Annotated in this window: 8 protein-coding genes; all 8 read right to left on the bottom strand. The window is 70.5% G+C overall.

Annotated features, from left to right (window positions below; translation table 11 throughout):
* Nucleotides 1–156: 156 nt before the first annotated feature.
* Nucleotides 157–5034: a family 43 glycosylhydrolase gene (locus tag OERS_RS21895; RefSeq protein WP_169834163.1), complete on the bottom strand. Its 4878-nt coding sequence runs from the start codon at nucleotides 5032–5034 to the stop codon at nucleotides 157–159.
* A gap of 325 nt (nucleotides 5035–5359) precedes the next feature.
* Entirely contained in the window at nucleotides 5360–9259 is a 3900-nt protein-coding gene (locus tag OERS_RS01325; RefSeq protein ID WP_068623757.1) for an alpha-L-arabinofuranosidase C-terminal domain-containing protein, read from the bottom strand.
* A gap of 261 nt (nucleotides 9260–9520) precedes the next feature.
* Entirely contained in the window at nucleotides 9521–10630 is a 1110-nt protein-coding gene (locus OERS_RS01320; protein WP_231907654.1) for an ABC transporter permease subunit, read from the bottom strand.
* Nucleotides 10627–11769, bottom strand: coding sequence for an ABC transporter permease (locus OERS_RS01315; RefSeq protein WP_082848774.1), 1143 nt, complete (start codon nucleotides 11767–11769; stop codon nucleotides 10627–10629). Before OERS_RS01315 ends, OERS_RS01320 begins: the two co-directional genes overlap by 4 nt.
* Entirely contained in the window at nucleotides 11766–13304 is a 1539-nt protein-coding gene (locus OERS_RS01310) for a sugar ABC transporter ATP-binding protein (protein WP_068623755.1), read from the bottom strand. Before OERS_RS01310 ends, OERS_RS01315 begins: the two co-directional genes overlap by 4 nt.
* Nucleotides 13305–13452: 148 nt before the next feature.
* On the bottom strand, nucleotides 13453–14442 hold the full coding sequence (locus OERS_RS01305; protein ID WP_056649699.1) for an ABC transporter substrate-binding protein: 990 nt from the start codon (nucleotides 14440–14442) through the stop codon (nucleotides 13453–13455).
* 555 nt (nucleotides 14443–14997) lie between these two features.
* The gene (gene araA, locus OERS_RS01300) at nucleotides 14998–16506 is read right to left on the bottom strand and encodes an L-arabinose isomerase (protein WP_056649696.1); all 1509 of its coding nucleotides are present in this window, start codon (nucleotides 16504–16506) and stop codon (nucleotides 14998–15000) included.
* A 93-nt stretch (nucleotides 16507–16599) separates the two neighbouring features.
* Nucleotides 16600–17430: an L-ribulose-5-phosphate 4-epimerase gene (locus OERS_RS01295; protein ID WP_083201132.1), complete on the bottom strand. Its 831-nt coding sequence runs from the start codon at nucleotides 17428–17430 to the stop codon at nucleotides 16600–16602.
* Between the last annotated feature and the right edge of the window lie 6 nt (nucleotides 17431–17436).

Here is a 17436-nt window from a genome sequence, read left to right as displayed (position 1 = left end):
GCGGGTGGTGCAGAGGGTGCGGTGGTGCGGGAAGGGCGGGCGCCGTCGGCGCCCTGACCGAGAAGTGAGTAGATGCCCCTCCTGCGCCCAGAACTGGGGCATCTACTCACTTCTCGGCGGCGACCAGCAGGTCAGCTCTCGGCGGCGACCAGCAGGTCAGCCGCAGCTGGCCGCTGCGTAGGTGACGTCGTAGACCGTGGTGACCGGGGCGCCGTCGAGCACGGCCTGGGCCGTGACCGTGACCTTCCCGGCCGCGAGCGTCACCGCACGGGCCGAGAACGTCTGGGACGCGAGCTTGCCCGGCGCGACCTGGAGGAAGGTCTTGGTCCCGAGCGGCGTGGTGACGACCACGTCGACGGGCACCTCCTCGGTGTTCCGCACGAGCACCGTGAGCGCGGCCTTGCCGGCCACGCACTTGGGCGCGACCGTGACGTCGACCTCGACCTGGGCGGGCTCGGTCACGTCGAGCGGCGGCACGCTCTCGAGCGTCGGGACGACCTTCTGGATGAGGCCGTCCTCACCGAACGTGAGCCGGTCGATGGTCGTCTCGCGGTGGTTCCCGTCACCGCCGGGGATCGCGAAACGGTGGTAGGCGATGTACCACTCGTCGGTCCCGGGGACCTGGACGATCGAGCTGTGCCCGGTCCCGAGGATGCCCTGGGACACGTCCTTCTCGAGGATCACGCCGCGGTAGGTCCACGGCCCGTCGATGCTCGTCGACGTCGCGTACCCGACCCGGTAGTTCTCCGAGCCCGTGTCGTCGATCGAGTAGGTCAGGTGGTAGGTCCCCTCGCGATAGTTGAGGAACAGGCCCTCGCGGAAGTTCGTCAGACCACCGAACTTCGTGATGGTGTCCTGCTTGACCGAGACCATGTCGTCGTTCAGCTCGGCGTACAGCGGCGCGTTGCTGCCGTTGCCCCAGAACAGGTAGAACGTGCCGGTCTGCGGGTCCTCGAACGCTGCGGGGTCGATCGCCTGCCCCGTCGTGACGGCCTCCCCGTTGGTGATCATGGCCGTCGGCTGCGCGGTGAAGGGCCCCTCGGGGCTGTCCGCGACCGCGACACCGATCGTCTTGCGGTTGTAGGTCGGGTTGTGGCCCGAGAAGTAGAAGTAGTACTTCCCGTCGCGCTCGATGATGGTCGGCGCCCACGCGTTGCCCGTTGCCCACGGGACGTCGCCCGCTGCGCCGTCGAGCGTGAGGAACGGCTCGGCCGAGCGCTCCCAGCTCGCGAGGTCGGTCGACTTCCACACGTAGAAGTCCTTGCCGCCCCAGCCGGGCGTGCCGTCCGTGGTCGCGTAGATGTAGTAGACCCCGTCGAAGACCGCGATGTTCGGGTCCGCGTACAGGCCCGGCAGGACCGGGCTGCGCATCTCCTTGGCCTGGACGGTCCACGTGCGCGCGACCCCGTCGGGGCCGGTCACGGTGTAGGTCACGGGCTGCGTGAGGTCCTGCACCGAGCCGTTGGCGGGCGTCACGGTCGCACGGTCGGACACGACCAGGCGAGGCGCGAGCGCGGAGCGGTCCGTGCCGGGCACCACGGGGAGCGTGACCGTGCTGGACCCGCCGTCGACGATCGCGGCGACCTTGAGCTCGGCGAGCTCGGCTCCCGTGACGGCCGAGTGGTCCTGACCGAGGTCCTTGACCTCGTCGGCGCTCAGGGCGTGGTCGTAGACGCGGAAGTCGCGGACGTCGCCCTTGAGGTACTTGTCGCCCGAGTAGAGCGAGCGGCCGATGTAGTTCGCGGCCGTGGTGCCGTTACCGATCGAGCCGGGCGTCGTCGTCACGTTGGTGTTCTTCGCGACCTGGATCCCGTCCTCGTAGAGGGTGCCGGTGGTGCCCGACTGCGTGTACGTCAGGTGCTTCCACACGCCGCGGGCGAGGTTCGAGCCCTTGGTCGTGTTCTGCTCGGTCGTGTAGTTCCCCGAGGCGATGGCCGTGCGGTACGCGTCCCCCGTCGTGAAGAGGTAGCCGTTGCCGCTCGACCCGCTCGTGTTGCCCAGGCCGTAGATGAAGTAGGGCGTGGACTGGGCGGTGTCGATGCGCACGTCGAGCGAGACGGTGATCTCCGTCAGGCCCCTGAGCACGTCGTTGGGCAGCCTGACGTGGTCGTCGACCCCGTCGAGGCGCACGCCGTCCGTGCCGTTGCGGGCGGCCCCGCCCACGACGGTCGCGGGCCCGACGGCGCTGCTCGGCGCCGAGTTCACGGCCTGCGTGCCGCTCGTCTCGTCCAGGCGGTACTGGACCACCAGGCCCGGGATCTCCTTCGTCACGTCGATCGTGACGGTCGCGGTGCGCGACCCGTCCGCGGTCGTGGCGGTCACGGTCGTGCTGCCCGCCGCGACGCCGCGCACGGTGCCCGCGGAGGGCCCGTTGGAGACGACGGTCGCGACCGACGGGTCGGCGCTCGTCCAGGTGATGGTGCGGGCCGTGGCGTTGGCGGGGGTCACGGTCGCGGTGAGCGAGCGTGCCGATCCGACCGTGACCTGCGTCGAGGTGGGCGAGACCACCAGGCCCGTGACGGGGACGTCGCCCTCGACCACGGTCACGACGGCCTTGGCACGCACGCTCACGCCGGCGCCGAGCGAGCCTGTGACCTCGAAGGTCCCGGCCTGCGCGTAGCTCGCGGGGTCGATCGCGTCCCACGTGACGGCGGTCTGGGTGGTCGTGCCGGCCGCGGTGCGCGTGGCGACCGTGGCCGGTAGGACCGGCGCGTCACCGACGCTCACGACGGCCGCGACGTCCTCGGCCGACTCGACGAACGCGTCGGGCTGGTAGCCCTTGAGCAGCGCGTCGTACTCGGTCTGCGTCACGGGCAGGACCGTGCCGTGGCGCGGGCGTGAGGGCATCTCGTAGCCCGTGGACATCTTCCACTCGTCGGCGTTCAGGTCGGTCGTCTCGAAGGGCACGTAGCCGCGGCCGCCGAACTCGTCGATGAACAGGTACCACTTCTCCTCGGTGTTCGACTTGAAGATGGTCGGGCCCTCGCCCTGGTTGATGCCGCCGCCGAGCGAGTTGGCCTTGCCGATGCAGTCGGTGATGAAGTCGTAGCTCAGCGAGCGCAGCTCGCTCGCCTTCTCGCCCAGCACGAACTTGGAGCACGGCGTCGTGGACGTGTTGTTCCGCTCGTCCTTGGTGAAGCGGTAGAACTCGCCGTCGTGCTCGATCACGGTCGAGTCGATGACCGAGTAGCCCGGGTCGACCCACACCTGCGGCTCGGTGAACGTGTAGAAGTCGCGGGTCGTGGTGTACATCATGCGGTTGTACGTGTTGGCCGTGTGGCCCGCGTCGTCCTCCTCGTAGAGCTTGGAGGCCCAGAACACGACGTAGGCGCCGATCGTCGCGTCGTAGTAGGCCTCGGGGGCCCAGGTGTTGCCCGCGGTCTCCGGGGAGACCTGGACGAGGCGCTGGTCGGTCCAGTTCACGAGGTCTGTCGACTCCCACACCATGATCGACTTGGATCCCGTGCGCTGGGACGCGTCCCAGTTGCCGTTGCCGTGGATCTTGAGGTCGGTCGCGATCTGGTAGAACTTGTCGCCCTCGGGCGAGCGGATGACGAACGGGTCGCGCAGGCCCGTCTCCCCCAGGCTCGACGTCAGCACGGGCTGGTTGTCGTTGAGGTTGCGGTACCTGAGCGGGTCGTTGCCCTTGCTCAGGCCGAAGTAGACCTGCTCGCCGGTCGCGTAGCCCTCACCGATGAAGTAGGAGAACAGGTAGCCCGCGAAGTCCTGCTGCTCGGGGAGCGCGGGGACCGTCGCGGCGAACGCGCGCGTGGCCGTGGCCTGCCCCTTGCTCACGGTCGCGGTCAGCGTGACCGTCTGGTCGGCCTGGCCGTGCGCGGGGCGCGTGACCTCGCCCGACGGCGTGACGACCGTGGGGGCCGTGGTCGCCCAGGTGACCGTGGTGCCCTCTGCTCCCGTGGTCGGCAGCGTGAGGTTGCCGCGGACGTCGTCGAGGTTCTTGACCTCGAGCGCGGCGGCCGCGGCGTCGACGACGCCCTGGTCGCCCGTGCCGGGCACCACGGTGACGTCGAACGTCCTGGTGGCGCTCTGGCCGCGCAGCGAGAGCGTCGCGGTCAGGGTCGCGGTGTGCGCCTGACCGACGGGCTGGGTGATGACGCCCGACGACGTCACGACGCTCGCGTCCGACGTCGCCCAGGTGACGGTCGAGCCGCCCGTTCCCTTCGCGGGCAGCGTGAGGTTCTTGGCCACGGCGCTCGTGTCCCCGAGGGACAGGGCGCTGACGTCGGCGGAGAGCGACGCCGCGGCGTTCGCGGTGCTGAGGTCGGCGACCTCGGCGGCCGTGAGCGCGCGGTCGTAGAGGCGGAAGTCCTTGATGCGCCCCTTGAAGAGGTTGTCGGCCGCGTAGGCGGACTTGCCGAGGTAGTTGGCGGTCGTCTTCCCGTTGCCGATCGAGCTCGGCGTGTGGGTCACGGCCGTGTTGACGCCGACCTGCGCGCCGTCCTCGTAGAGGCGCCCCGTGCCGGCGCCCTGCGTGTAGGTGACGGTCTTCCAGACGCCACGCGCGAGGGCCGCGGACGGCGACTTGGCCGTGTTCTGCTCGGCACCCCACGCGGCGTTCGAGACGGACGCGCGGTAGTTCGCGTTGCCCGAGGAGAAGAGGTAGCCGCTGCCCGACTGCGGTGAGCCCACGGCCGTGTTGCCCAGGTTGTAGAAGAAGTAGTTGCCGCTCAGCGACGAGTCGATCCACACGTCGGCGCTGACCGTCACGGCCGAGTAGCCGGCCAGGAGGTCGTCGGGGAGGTCCACGTAGCTCGAGCCGCCGAACGTGAGCCCCTGCCCGTCGGTCCAGTCTCCGCCGCCGACGAGCGTGCCGTCACGGCCCGAGCCCGAGGCGTCGTGGGCGACCGTGCCGCTCAGCTCGTCGAGCTTGTACCAGAGCTTCAGGCCGTCGGCCGTGGGGGTGGGGGCCTCGGTGGCACTCGTCTCGGTGGCGGCCGGCACCGCCGGGGCGAGCGCCGTCGTCGGGCGTCCGGGGGCCGGGGCCAGGGCCGCTGCCGGTCCTGCCAGGGCCATCGGGGCGAGCAGAGCGATGCTCAGCGCGCCCCCGAGGGCGCCTCTCGCCCCGCGGGGGGCCCTCCGTCGGGCCGAGGGCGCGGTCTGCGCCGGGTCGTGTCGGGTGGTCATGTGGTTCGTGGCCTCTCGCCGTCTCGTCGTTGAGCGCCCCCTGCTGGGGACCGTCTGGCCGGTCGTGCCGGCCCGACGGTCCCCCGCGTCCTTGTGGTGCGGGTGGTGCAGGTGCTGCAGGTCGTGCTCGTGCTGTCACCGGTCCGGGTGGACCGGAGGGTTCACGCCGGGGCCGCGAGGTGGTCCCGCGACCCCGGCGGAGCTGGTGCGGTCGTCAGCCGCAGGTCGTAGCCGGGTACTCGACGTCGAACGTGGTCGAGCGGGCCCCCGGCCCCGTGCCGATCGTGCCCACGACCGTCGCGGTCCCCGCAGGGACCGAGACCGCGCGCGAGCTGAACGACTGCGACGCGCTCTTGCCGGGTGCGACCGACGCGAACGTCTTGGTCCCGAACGGCGTCGTGAACGCCACGGTCACGGCTTCGTCCTCGCCGTTGACCGCACGCACCGAGAGGTTCGCGCGGCCCGCGACGCACTGCGCCTTGGCCGTGACCGCGAGGTCCACGGGCACGGCCTCGGTGCCGGCCGCCTGCAGGCGCAGGAACGTGACCGAGTAGGCCGGGAACGTGTAGTCGAACGCGTTGGACGCCCCGTCCCAGGTCCGCTCGACGGGCACGATCGCCCGCGGGTTCGCCTTGGTGTTGGTGTCCGTGGGCGCGCCGACCATCTCGGTGACCGTGGCCTGGGCCGCGATCTCCTGGCCCGCGACCGTCACGGCGGTGTCCGCCGCGGTCGCGGTCGGGTTGACGACCTTGACCACGAGGTCGCCGGACTCCTCGTCGCGCGTGACGACCTGGTAGAGCGACTTCGCGGCGGGCTGCTCGTACGAGATCTGGAGCTGGCCGTCCAGGTAGAGCTCGATGGTGCTGCCCTGGACCACGACCTTGACCTTGTAGCCCTGGCCCGTCTCGACGCTCTTGTTCTCGACCGCGGCGATTTCGGCGGCGCTGCCGCCGTCGGCCCGCTGGAGGACCGAGCGGGTGTTGTTCCAGCCGCCGATGTTCCACCAGTAGTAGTCGTTCGGGCCGCCCGCGGCGAAGCCCACCAGGAAGCCCTCGGACCCGGCGATCTTGCGGGCGTCGAGCTCGAGCGTGTAGTTCTTCCAGTCCTTGGCGTACGCGCCCGTGACGATCGAGCGCGCGTCCGTCACGGACGTCGAGGACTGCGTGTAGACGCCGTCCTGCGCGGTCCACGTCCCGGTCACGGGAGACCACTGGGTGGCGTCGTCGAACCCGTCCTGGAACAGGACGTCGCCGCTCGCGTTGTCGGTGACCTTGACGTTGTCGTACGACGCGCTGGTCGACCACGTGGACAGGAAGACGCCCCCGTCCAGAAGACCGGCCGCGTCGCCCGTGCCTGCCGTGTGCACCGACGGGACGACCTCGTCACCCACGTTGTTCGCGAACAGCTCCTGGACGTAGTAGTTGGGCGTGCCCCACGACTCGTCGTTGTCGAACCAGATCGCGTCGGGCGACCACTGCACGTACGACTCGTTGGAGAGCAGCGGCGCGTACGACGCGAGCTCGACGACGTCGGAGTTGCGCTCGAGGCCCGTCATGAAGGCGGCCTCGGACAGCGCGTTGAAGAACGTGTTGCCGCGCGACGCGTACTCGCCGAGGAACACGTGCGGGCCCTCGCGGTCGTAGTCGTCGTAGCGGTCGGCGTTCTCGAGGAACCAGCTCGGGTCGTTGTAGTAGTGCTCGTCGACCAGGTCGACCTCCTGCGCACGGTTGAACTCCCAGAGCTCGTCGAACCGCTGGCCCGTGTCGTCCGGACCCGAGTTCGAGATGATCTGGACGTCGGGGTACGCGGCGCGCACGGCGTCCTTGAACTTCGGGAAGTTCGCCTCGAACGTCTTGGTGTTCTCCTCGTTGCCGAGTCCCAGGTACTTCAGGCCGAACGGCTCGGGGTGGCCGAGCTCGGCGCGCACCGCGCCCCACTCGGTCGTGACGTCACCGTTGGCGAACTCGATGAGGTCGAGCGTGTCCTGGACCCAGCGCTGGATCCGGACGTCGTCCTTCATCTCGGGGATGGTGCTGCCGCAGCCGTTGGCGCCGACCGACAGGACGGGCAGGGGCGTCGCGCCGAGGTCCTCGGCGAACGTGAAGTACTCGTAGTACCCGATCCCGTACGACTGGTTGTAGCCCCAGAAGTTCCAGTTCGTGGCCCGCTCCTCGACCGGCCCGATGGTCTCCTTCCACTGGTACGTGCGCCGACGGTCGGTGCCGTTGCTCTCGAGGTAGGTGTCGAACGTGCCCGCGTTGGTCACGCAGCCGCCCGGGAACCGCAGGAACTGCGGGTTCATGGCGTCGATCTTCTCGGCGAGGTCCTTGCGCAGGTGGGTCTTGCCGTTGACCGGCCCGACCCAGGTGTCCTGCGGCATGAGCGAGACCATGTCGAGGCGCACGGTGCCTGCGGCCCCCGCGAGGACCGCGAGGCGCCCGGCCGAGGTGGTCTCGGTCGCGGTGAGGGTCACCGAGTACTTCTTCCAGGTGTCGGTGCCGTCGACGGTCACCTTCCCGGTCGCGTAGGTGGTCCCCGCCACGGCGTTCTCCACCTGCACGGTCAGGTCCTGCCCGACGGCGGAGCGCGCCCACACCGTGAAGTCGTACTTCTGGCCCTTCTCGAGGAAGAGGCCCGTGTTGAAGCCCGCGTTGCGCACGCCCGCGCCGGCCGCGGTCGCGTCGAGCCGGAGGTAGTAGCGGTTGCTGTCGTTGAGGCGCTGCGCGTCGGTCACCACCGTCGTGGTCGCGGTGCCGCCGTTGCGGTTGACCCGCTCCCAGGCCGTGAGCCCCGTGAAGGACGAGTTGTCCGACGAGTTGAACTCGAACGAGCGGTTGCGCACGAGCTCGGCGTACAGCCCGCCGTCCGCGGCGTAGTTGATGTCCTCGTAGAAGATGCCGTACAGGTCGTCGCTCATCTCGACGGTCTCGCCCGCGGCGTCGATCGCGAGCGTGTGCTCGGCCGACGACAGCGCGGTGAGCGTGAGCCTGACGGCCGCGTCCTCGGCGCCGAGCACCAGGGCTCCGTCCGCGGCGCGCACCCCCGCGAACTCCCCGGCAGCGGCGCCCGGCACGCGCAGCGCGAGCTTGCCGCCGCCCACGTCGGTCAGCCGCACCTGGGCCGGGGCGGCATCGGCGGCCCCGAGCGTGATCCGCCCGTCGCTCCCGACGACCACAGGCAGACCGGTGCCCGCCTGCGCGAGCGTCGCGGCGCCGTCGGGCCCGCCGGCGACCGCCGTGGCCACCAGGCCCAGCGGCGACGCCGGGCGCTGCGCGACGAACGACAGGCCCGTGTCCGTCAGGACGAGGTGCTTGTGGTCGGCCGGGCCGTCGAGCGAGAACGTGCCCGTCGGGACGACGTCCTGGCCCTCGGCCGCGTCGACCGCGACGTAGTCGAACGTCGCGGCGTGCGTCGAGCCGTCCTGCGCCGCGAGGGCGTAGAGGCCGACCTGGGTGACGTCGAACGTGACCGTCGTCGAGCCCGCGGGCTTCCAGTCCCCCGCGGTGGCGTCCCAGTAGGACACCGCGAGCGTGTCACCGGTGCGCTGCATGCGCAGCGTCTCGCCCGTCGAGCCCGCACGGTCGGTGAACGACGCGGCCGTGAACTTCCCGCCCGTCTCGTTGTCGAGCTCGATCGCGCGCGCCGAGGGCGACAGGCTGCCCACGTACGTCAGACCTGCACGGACGTAGTTGTCCATGTCCTTCCACGCGATGAGGCCCGCGCCCTGGTAGACCTTGCCGACCGGGGCCGACACCTTGGTCACGACCGTGAAGTCGCCCACGGGGACGTCCACCATGAAGACGTTCTTCGCGGTGTTCGCCTCCTGATAGGTGTCGCCCGTCTGGGACGTCAGGGTCAACGACCCGGGCGTCGTCGCGAGCGACCACGCCGACGGGACCGGGTTGACGACGTCCCAGGCCGAGCCGAGCTCGGCCGTGTCGAACTGGTCGACCCAGGCGCCCGCCGGAAGGACCGGCTCGGTGGCCGCGAAGGCCGCCGGGGTGACCGCGAGGGCGGTCGTCGCCCCCAGCGCGAGGACCGCGACGGAGGCCGCCCACGGTCGTGCCGTCCTGCCGCGGGATGTACTGCGGGCAGGGGAATCAGAGATGATCACAGTGCTCCAACCTTGCTGCAACGAGGAAAGGAGCGATGCCGGGTGCAGCCCGTGCGCTCCATTGCTGTACGGGTCAACCCGGCGGGTGCGCCCTCCCGGTCGTCCGAGCTGGCCCCAGGTACCAGCCGGGACCGGCTCGACCGGGAGGGTGCCACCTCCGGGCCGTTCTCGGTCCGTCTGCCTCGACGGACCGGGCTGTGGTGCCTCGCACGGGTCCGGCTCCAGGCCCGACCCGCGCGAGGCAGTGGTGCTGGACGGGCGCTAGGTGGCGCTGCCGCGTCCCTGACGGAACGTCATGGCCCGCTGCAGCAGGACGAACGCGAGCAGGACCACGCCGATGAAGACCTTGGTCCACCAGGAGTCCAGGCCCTCGCGGGCGATGAGCACCTGGATCAGGCCGTACACGAGCACGCCCGCGACCGACCCCAGGACGAACCCGCCGCCGCCGGTCAGGAGCGCGCCACCGATCACGACCGCCGCGATCGCGTCGAGCTCCATGCCGATGCCCGTGAGGTTGAAGCCCGACTTGGTGTAGAGGGCGAACAGGATGCCCGCGATCCCGGCGCATGTGCCGCTGATCACGTAGACCCACACCTTGGTCGAGCTGCCCTTGAGGCCCATGAGGTTCACGGCCGTGCCGTTGTCGCCCGTGCCCAGCCCGTAGACCGTGCGACCGAAGCGCGTGTAGTGCAGCAGGTAGATCGCGATCAGCAGGACCACGAACGCGATGACCATGCTCAGGTTGATGCTCCAGGCCTCACGGCCCTCGCCGAACTTGATCTTCCACGAGGCCAGGGCCGCGAAGCCCTCGTCCTTGATCGCGAGCGACTGGACGCTCACGACGTTGGCCAGGCCGCGCGCGAGGAACATCGCGGCGAGCGAGGCGATGAAGGGTTGTATGTCGAAGTACTGGACCATCACGCCGATCAGCAGGCCGAACGTCGTGCCGATCAGCACGCCCAGGACCAGGACCACGGGGAGCGGCGCCCCGACGATCAGGAGCTTGGCCACGACCAGGCCCACGAGGGCCACCACGGCACCGACCGACAGGTCGATCCCGCCCGTGATGATCACGAACGTCATGCCGATCGCCAGGACGATCAGGTACGAGTTGTCGACCAGCAGGTTGGAGAAGAGCCGCATGCTCAGGAAGTCGCGGCGGTCGGTGCTGTAGCGCGCCTGGCCCACGATCAGGATGACCGCGAGGGCCACGAGCGTGCCCGTGACGGGCAGGAGCCGGCGGTCCGAGAGCTTGCGGACCACGGGGTTGGTCATGAGGCGCGCGACGAAGCCCGTGTCGTGGCCTCCGCGCGGTCCCTTGCCCTGCTGGGGGTTCTTGGACGCCCGGGGCGCCGTCTGGACGGTGCTCACGCTGCTGCCCCCTTCGCGCTCGTGGTCGCCGTGCCCGCGCCCAGGGTGGGGCGCTTCCTCGGTAGTCGGGACGCGAGGAGCGAACGCAGCCGCTCGGAGGCCGCGATGCACACGATGATCAGCACGAGCGCCTTGAACAGCGGCGTGATCTGCGAGCTGATGTGGAAGATGACCACGGCTCGCTCGAGCGTCGAGAGCAGGAGCGCACCGACCACGACGCCCGCGAGGCTGAACTTGCCGCCGTCGAGCTTGGTGCCGCCCAGGACGACGACCATGATCGCGTCGAGCTCCTTCATGAGGCCGATGTTGTTGGCGTCGGCCGCCATGGTCGGGGCTCCGTAGACGATGCCCGCGAGCCCGGCGAGCAGGCCGCACAGCAGGTAGACGAACCACGTGATGTTGCGCGACTGGACGCCCGCGAGGCGGCTGGCCTCGCGGTTGATGCCGATCGACTCGACCAGCATGCCGAGCGCCGTGCGGCGCACCAGCAGCGCGACCAGGGCGAACACGACCCCGGCGATGACCACGGGGGTCGGGATGCCCAGGATGAAGCCCGAGCCGATCGACTTGAAGGGCGGGCTCGTGGTCGTGGTGATCTGGCCCTTGGTGATGAGCATCGCGATGCCGCGGCCCGCGACCATGAGGATCATGGTCGCGATGAACGGCTGGATGCCCAGGACCGTGACGAGGAAGCCGTTGAACGCACCGATCACCGCGGCGACCAGGAGGCCGATCGCGACCGCGGCGAGCGCCGTGCTGAGCGTGCCCCCCGTGCCGCTCGCGTCGATGTAGGTCAGCGACACCGCGAGCGAGATCGCCATGACGGCGCCGACCGAGAGGTCGATCCCGCCCGTCGCGATCACGAGGCACATGCCGATGCCGAGCAGGAGCGGGGTCGCGCTCGCCCGCATGATGTCGATCAGCTGGCCGAACAGGTGGCCGTCCATGATCGTCACGTCGAGGAAGCCGGGGCTGCGCAGGCCGCACGCGAGGAGCATCACGACCAGGGCGACGACGGGCCAGAACAGGTGGTGGTGCGTGACGCGGCGCAGCGCGCCCTGGGCGCCCCGCGGTGCGGGGCTGCCGGACACCGGCGGCGACGCCGACGGGGTCGACGGGGTCGTGGTGGTCGTGCTCATGATGCGCTCCCGCTCGCTGCGATCGTCTCGAGGATCGTGGTGGACGTGACGTCGGGTCCGTTGGTGATCTCGCCGATCTTCTGGCGGTCACGCATGACGACGACGCGCTGGCTCAGGCGCAGCACCTCGTCGAGCTCGGACGAGATGAAGACGACGCCCATCCCGTCGGCGGCCAGCTCGGCGACGAGCCGCTGGATCTCGGCCTTGGCACCCACGTCGATGCCGCGCGTGGGCTCGTCGAGGATGATGAGGCGCGGCGCGGTCGCGAGCCAGCGGGCCAGGAGGACCTTCTGCTGGTTGCCGCCCGACAGGTTCTTGATGAGCATGTTCGGGTTCGCCGGGTAGACGTTGAGCGCCTTCATGTAGCGGTCGACGACCGCGTCCAGCTCCTTGGCCGGGATGGGGCGCCACGGGCCGCGGCTCGCCTGCATCGCGAGGGCGATGTTCTCGCGGACCGTGAGGTCCCCGATGATGCCCTCCTTCTTGCGGTCCTCCGAGGAGAACGCGACGCCTCGCTTGATCGAGGTCAGGGGGGCCGCGCCGCGCGTCGTGCCGTCGAACGTCAGCTTCCCGCTGCCCCCCTTGTCGGCGCCGTAGAGCAGGCGGGCGACCTCGGTGCGGCCCGAGCCGAGCAGGCCCGCCACGCCGACGATCTCGCCCGCGTACACGTCGAGGTCGAAGGGCTCGACCGAGCCGTCACGGCCCAGGGCCACGGCCTGGAGCAGGGGGGCCTCGTCGTGCTCGGAGACGACGCGGTGCGCGCGCGCCTCGACGTCCGCGAGGGCCTCGCTCGACCGGCCGATCATCGCGGAGATGAGCTCCATCCGCGGCAGCTCCTTGGTCAGGTGCTCGGAGATGAGGCGGCCGTTGCGCAGGATGGTCAGGCGGTCGGTGATCTCGTAGATCTGGTCGAGGAAGTGCGACACGAAGAGGATCGCGACGCCCTTGTCCCGCAGCGAGCGGATCACGTCGAAGAGCTCGGCGACCTCGGCCTTGTCGAGGCTCGAGGTGGGCTCGTCGAGGATCAGGACCTTCGCGTCGACGACCATGGCCCGCGCGATCGCGCAGAGCTGCTGCACGGCGATCGAGTGGGAGGACAGGGCCGACGAGGGGTCGATGTCCAGGTTGAGGAGGGCGAGGTACTCGCGGGCCTTGCGGCGCGTCGCGGGCCAGTTGATGAAGGGGCCGAACCGGATCTCGTGCCCGAGCATGATGTTCTCGGCGACCGAGAGGTTCGAGCAGAGGTTGACCTCCTGGTACACGGTGCTGATGCCCGCGTCCTGGGAGTCGCGGGTCCGCGTGAACCGGTGCTCGGCACCGGAGACCACGATGCGTCCCGCGTCGATCTGGTAGACCCCCGTGAGGGCCTTGATGAGGGTGGACTTGCCGGCGCCGTTCTCACCCATCAGGGCGTGGACCTCACCGGGGCGGAGGGTGAGATCGACGCCGTCGAGGGCCTTGACGCCCGGGAACTCGATGGTGATCCCGGTCATCTCCACCACGGGCGCCGCGGTGGCGGCGGTCGTCGTTGACATGGTTGTTCTTCCGTCCTGGGGAAGGTGCTGGAGCTCAGGCACCGGCCGGCGGGGACGTGGTGCACGTCCCCGCGCGCGGTGTGTGCGGCCCGCCCGGGTCGCCGCGCCGCGTGGGGCGGCGACCGGGCGGGCCGTCAGGTGCTGCTCGTCAGAACGAGCGGGCGTCGATGATCTCCTGCGTGATGGTCTGGTCGAACGCCTGGTCGACCACGATGGTCTCCTTCTCGACGTCCTCGCCCGCTGCGACCTGCTTGATGAGCTCGAGGAGCTGGTCGCCGAAGGCCGGGTTGCACTCGACCACGAAGTTGAACTTGCCCTCGAGGAGAGCGGTCAGGCCGTCGTGCACGCCGTCGACCGTGACGATCTGGATGTCCTTGCCCGGGACCTTGCCCGCGGCCTCGATGGCCTCGATGGCGCCGAGGCCCATGTCGTCGTTGTGGGCGAAGATGAGGTTCATGTCGGGGTAGGCCTGGAGCGCGGCCTCGGTGGCCGCCTTGCCCTCGGCGCGCGTGAAGTTACCGGTCGCCTCGCCGACGATCTGGTCCTCGACGACCGAGCGGAAGCCCTCCTGGCGGTTGGTCTGCGCGCCCGAGCCCATGGTGCCCTGGAGCTCGAAGATCTTGGCGTCGGGAGCGTTCTCCGCGACCCACTCGCCGGCCGTGACGCCCTCGGCGGTGAAGTCCGCGCCGATCCAGGTCACGAAGGGGTCCTCGACCGTGGTGTCGACCGTGCGGTCCACGAGGACGACGGGGATCTCGGCGTCCTTGATCTCCTGGAGGACCTCGTCCCAGCCGGTCTCGATGACCGGGGAGAACGCGATGACGTCGACGTCCTGGTCGATGAAGTCGCGCAGGGCCTTGATCTGGTTCTCCTGCTTCTGCTGCGCGTCGACGAACGTGAGGTCGATGCCGTTCTCGGCCGTCAGGTTGGCCTTGACCGACTCGGTGTTGGCCGTGCGCCAACCGCTCTCTGCCCCGAGCTGGGAGAACCCGACACGGATGTTCTCGCTGCCGCCGCCCGCGCCGTCGGTGCTGTCGGCCGAGTCGGTCCCGCCGCCGCTGCACGCTGCGAGGGCGAGGACTGCTGCACCGGCCAGGATGCCCGTGAGACGGACGCGTGCCGTGGACTTGTTGAACATGGTTCTCCTCCTTGAGATGCGGTCCTCGGCGCCGTGCCGGGACCACGTCGGCCCGTCGTTGGGCTGTTGGTTCGTGGTCGTGCGTCTTCGGTTGTCGAGCTGCTCCGCTCACGTTCAGATGTGATCGCTCACACCCCCTGGGAAGAGATGTTAGCGCTCACACGCGGAAGTTGGAAGTCCTGAGGGTCACGTTTCCATCACGAGAGGTGACGCCGGTCTCGAAAGAGCGCGGAGACCTGGACCTTTGCCCCGGCGTCCGATCCTCGTACCGCGTCGGAGACGCCGCGGGCGCGCGGGCTGGCGCGGAGTCGGGCGGCGCGAGGTCCGCACGGGACGACGACGGGCGTCGGGAGCGCCGGCGGGCAGAGCGCCCACCCGGTGGCGCCCCCGACACCGACCCCGCCGGGCCGATCCGCCGCCCTGCACCCCCCAGGGGCAGGACGGCGGGTCGGCCGCGGGGGCCGCGGCAGGAGCCCACGACGGGCCGTCAGGTCCGTCGGGGCCCCTCGCGCCGGCCGGGCCGCACAGGGCCCGTCCGCCGGGTCGCAGAGACGGTCAGAGCCCCTGCGCGACCCGGAAGTAGACCTGGTTCCAGCGCACCTGGTCGCGGAAGCCGCGGCGCGTCGTGCCCTCGTCGATCACGAGTAGCTCGGTGCGCGCGATCTCCGCGAAGACCTCGAACGCGTCGAGGCCCGCGGCGGTCGAGAGCACCGTGTGGTGGGCGCCGCCCGCGGTGAGCCACGCCTCGGCGGACGTCGCGAAGTCGGGGCGCGGCTCCCACACTGCGCGCGCGACGGGCAGGTGCGGCAGCGGGGCGCTCGCGGGGACGACGTCGACCACGTTGGCCGTGAGGCGGAAGCGGTCGCGCATGTCCGCGAGCGAGACGACGACGCCCACGCCGGGGTCGGCGTCGAACACCATGCGGACCGGGTCCTCCTTGCCGCCGATCCCGAGCGGGTGGATCTCCACGCGCGGGGTCGACGTCGTCAGGGACGGGCAGACCTCGAGCATGTGCGCGCCCAGGATCTTCTCGCTGCCGGGCGTGAGGTCGTACGTGTAGTCCTCCATGAGCGAGGCGCCGCCGGGCAGCCCCTCGCCCATGACCTTGGCGGCACGGACGAGCACGGCCGTCTTCCAGTCGCCCTCGGCGCCGAACCCGTAGCCCTTCGACATGAGGCGCTGGACCGCGATGCCGGGGAGCTGGCGCAGGTCGCCCAGGTCCTCGAAGTTGGTCGTGAAGGCCTTGGCGCCGACCGACTCGAGGAACGTCTCGAGCGCGATCTCCTGGCGGGCCGCGTAGCGCAGCGACGCGTGCCGGTCGCCGTCCTTGCGCAGCTCGGGGGCCACGTCGTAGAGGTTCTCGTACTCGGCCACGACGGCGTCGACATCGGCGTCGGACACCGCGTCGACGGCCTCCACGAGGTCGTTGACGCCCCACGTGTTCACGCTCACACCGAAGCGCAGCTCGGCCTCGGTCTTGTCACCCTCGGTCACCGCGACGTTGCGCATGTTGTCGCCGAAGCGGACCAGGCGCAGCTCGTGCGTCGCGGCCCAGCCCGCGGCGCCGCGCACCCAGGAGCCCACGCGTGCGGTGACGGCCGGGTTGGAGACGTGACCGACGACCGTCGTGCGCGCCACCCCGAGGCGCGTCGCCATGTACGCGTACTCGCGGTCGCCGTGCGCGGCCTGGTTGAGGTTCATGAAGTCCATGTCGATCGAGTCCCAGGGGAGCTCGACGTTCGCCTGGGTGTGCAGGTGCAGCAGGGGCTTGCGCAGCGCGTCGAGGCCCGTGATCCACATCTTGGCGGGGCTGAACGTGTGCATCCACGTCACGACGCCGAGCACGCGGTCGTCCGCGTTGGCGTCGAGCATCGCGCGCCGGATCGAGGCCGAGTCCTTGAGGACGGGCTTCCAGACGACGTTCGCGGGGACGTCGGACGACGCGTCGAGGGCGCGCGCGACCTCCTGGGACTGCTCGGCGACCTGACGCAGGGTCTCGTCTCCGTAGAGGTCCTGGCTACCGGTGAGGAACCAGATCTCGCGGTCCGCGTAGGGCTTGCTCATAAGGTCCACATCTCTCGTGTCGGTGGGAACGGTCTTCGCGTCGGTGCGGAGCCGCTGTGCTGCTGGTCGTGCGGGGTGCGCGCCGGTGGCCCGTCAGTGCGCCGGCTGCTGCCCGTAGACGTGCTGGTAGCGCGCGTAGAGCGAGTCGACGTCGGACTGCTCGATCCGGGTCGGGTCGCCGAGCTGGCGGCTGACGTGCACGGTCCGGGCGACCTCCTCGCACATGACGGCCGCCTTGACCGCCGAGCGGGCGTCCTTGCCGATCGTGAACGGGCCGTGGTTGCGCATGAGCACCGCGGGGCTGCGCGAGTCGCGCAGCGTCTCGACGATGCCGCGCCCGATCGAGTCGTCCCCGATGAGCGCGAACGGGCCGACCGGGATGTCCCCGCCGAACTCGTCGGCCATCATCGTCAGGACGCACGGCACGGGCTCGGCGCGTGCGGCCCAGGCCGTGGCATACGTCGAGTGCGTGTGCACCACTCCCCCGACCTCGGGCATGTGGCGGTAGACGTAGGCGTGCGCCGCGGTGTCCGACGACGGCGCCCGGTCTCCCTCGACGAGGTTCCCGTCGAGGTCGCACACGACCATCGACTCGGGCGTGATGTCGTCGTACGACAGCCCGGACGGCTTGATGACGAGCAGGTCGCCGAGGCCGTCGGTGGCGCCGGTGCCTGCCGCGCCCCCTGTGCTGTCTGGACCTTCGACGTCCCCCGCGCGCACGCGCTCGGAGACGTTGCCCGCGGTCCACACCACGAGCTCCCACCGGGGGAGCTCGGCGTGCAGCGCCGCGACGCGCTCCTTGGCAGCGTCGACCGCGGCACGCAGGTGGGCAGGGACAGTGCGGCCGGTCGGCGCGGTGGATCCCGCCTGAACAGCGGGTTCGGCTGGCGCTGTCGCGTCGGTCGTCGCGGGAAGGGTGCTCATGGGTGG

The sequence above is a fragment of the Oerskovia enterophila genome, assembly GCF_001692445.1.
Taxonomy (GTDB): Bacteria; Actinomycetota; Actinomycetes; order Actinomycetales; family Cellulomonadaceae; genus Oerskovia; species Oerskovia enterophila.
The sequence above is the reverse complement of the archived record's forward strand: the minus strand, read 5'-3'. Positions and strand labels throughout refer to the sequence as shown.

Coding starts and splice junctions, on each gene's coding strand:
- OERS_RS21895 (WP_169834163.1), bottom strand. CDS start 5,034: ATGGCCCTGGCAGGACCGGCAGCGGCCCTGGCCCCGGCCCCCGGACGC.
- OERS_RS01315 (WP_082848774.1), bottom strand. CDS start 11,769: ATGAGCACGACCACCACGACCCCGTCGACCCCGTCGGCGTCGCCGCCG.
- OERS_RS01305 (WP_056649699.1), bottom strand. CDS start 14,442: ATGTTCAACAAGTCCACGGCACGCGTCCGTCTCACGGGCATCCTGGCC.
- araA (WP_056649696.1), bottom strand. CDS start 16,506: ATGAGCAAGCCCTACGCGGACCGCGAGATCTGGTTCCTCACCGGTAGC.
- OERS_RS01295 (WP_083201132.1), bottom strand. CDS start 17,430: ATGAGCACCCTTCCCGCGACGACCGACGCGACAGCGCCAGCCGAACCC.
- OERS_RS01310 (WP_068623755.1), bottom strand. CDS start 13,304: ATGTCAACGACGACCGCCGCCACCGCGGCGCCCGTGGTGGAGATGACC.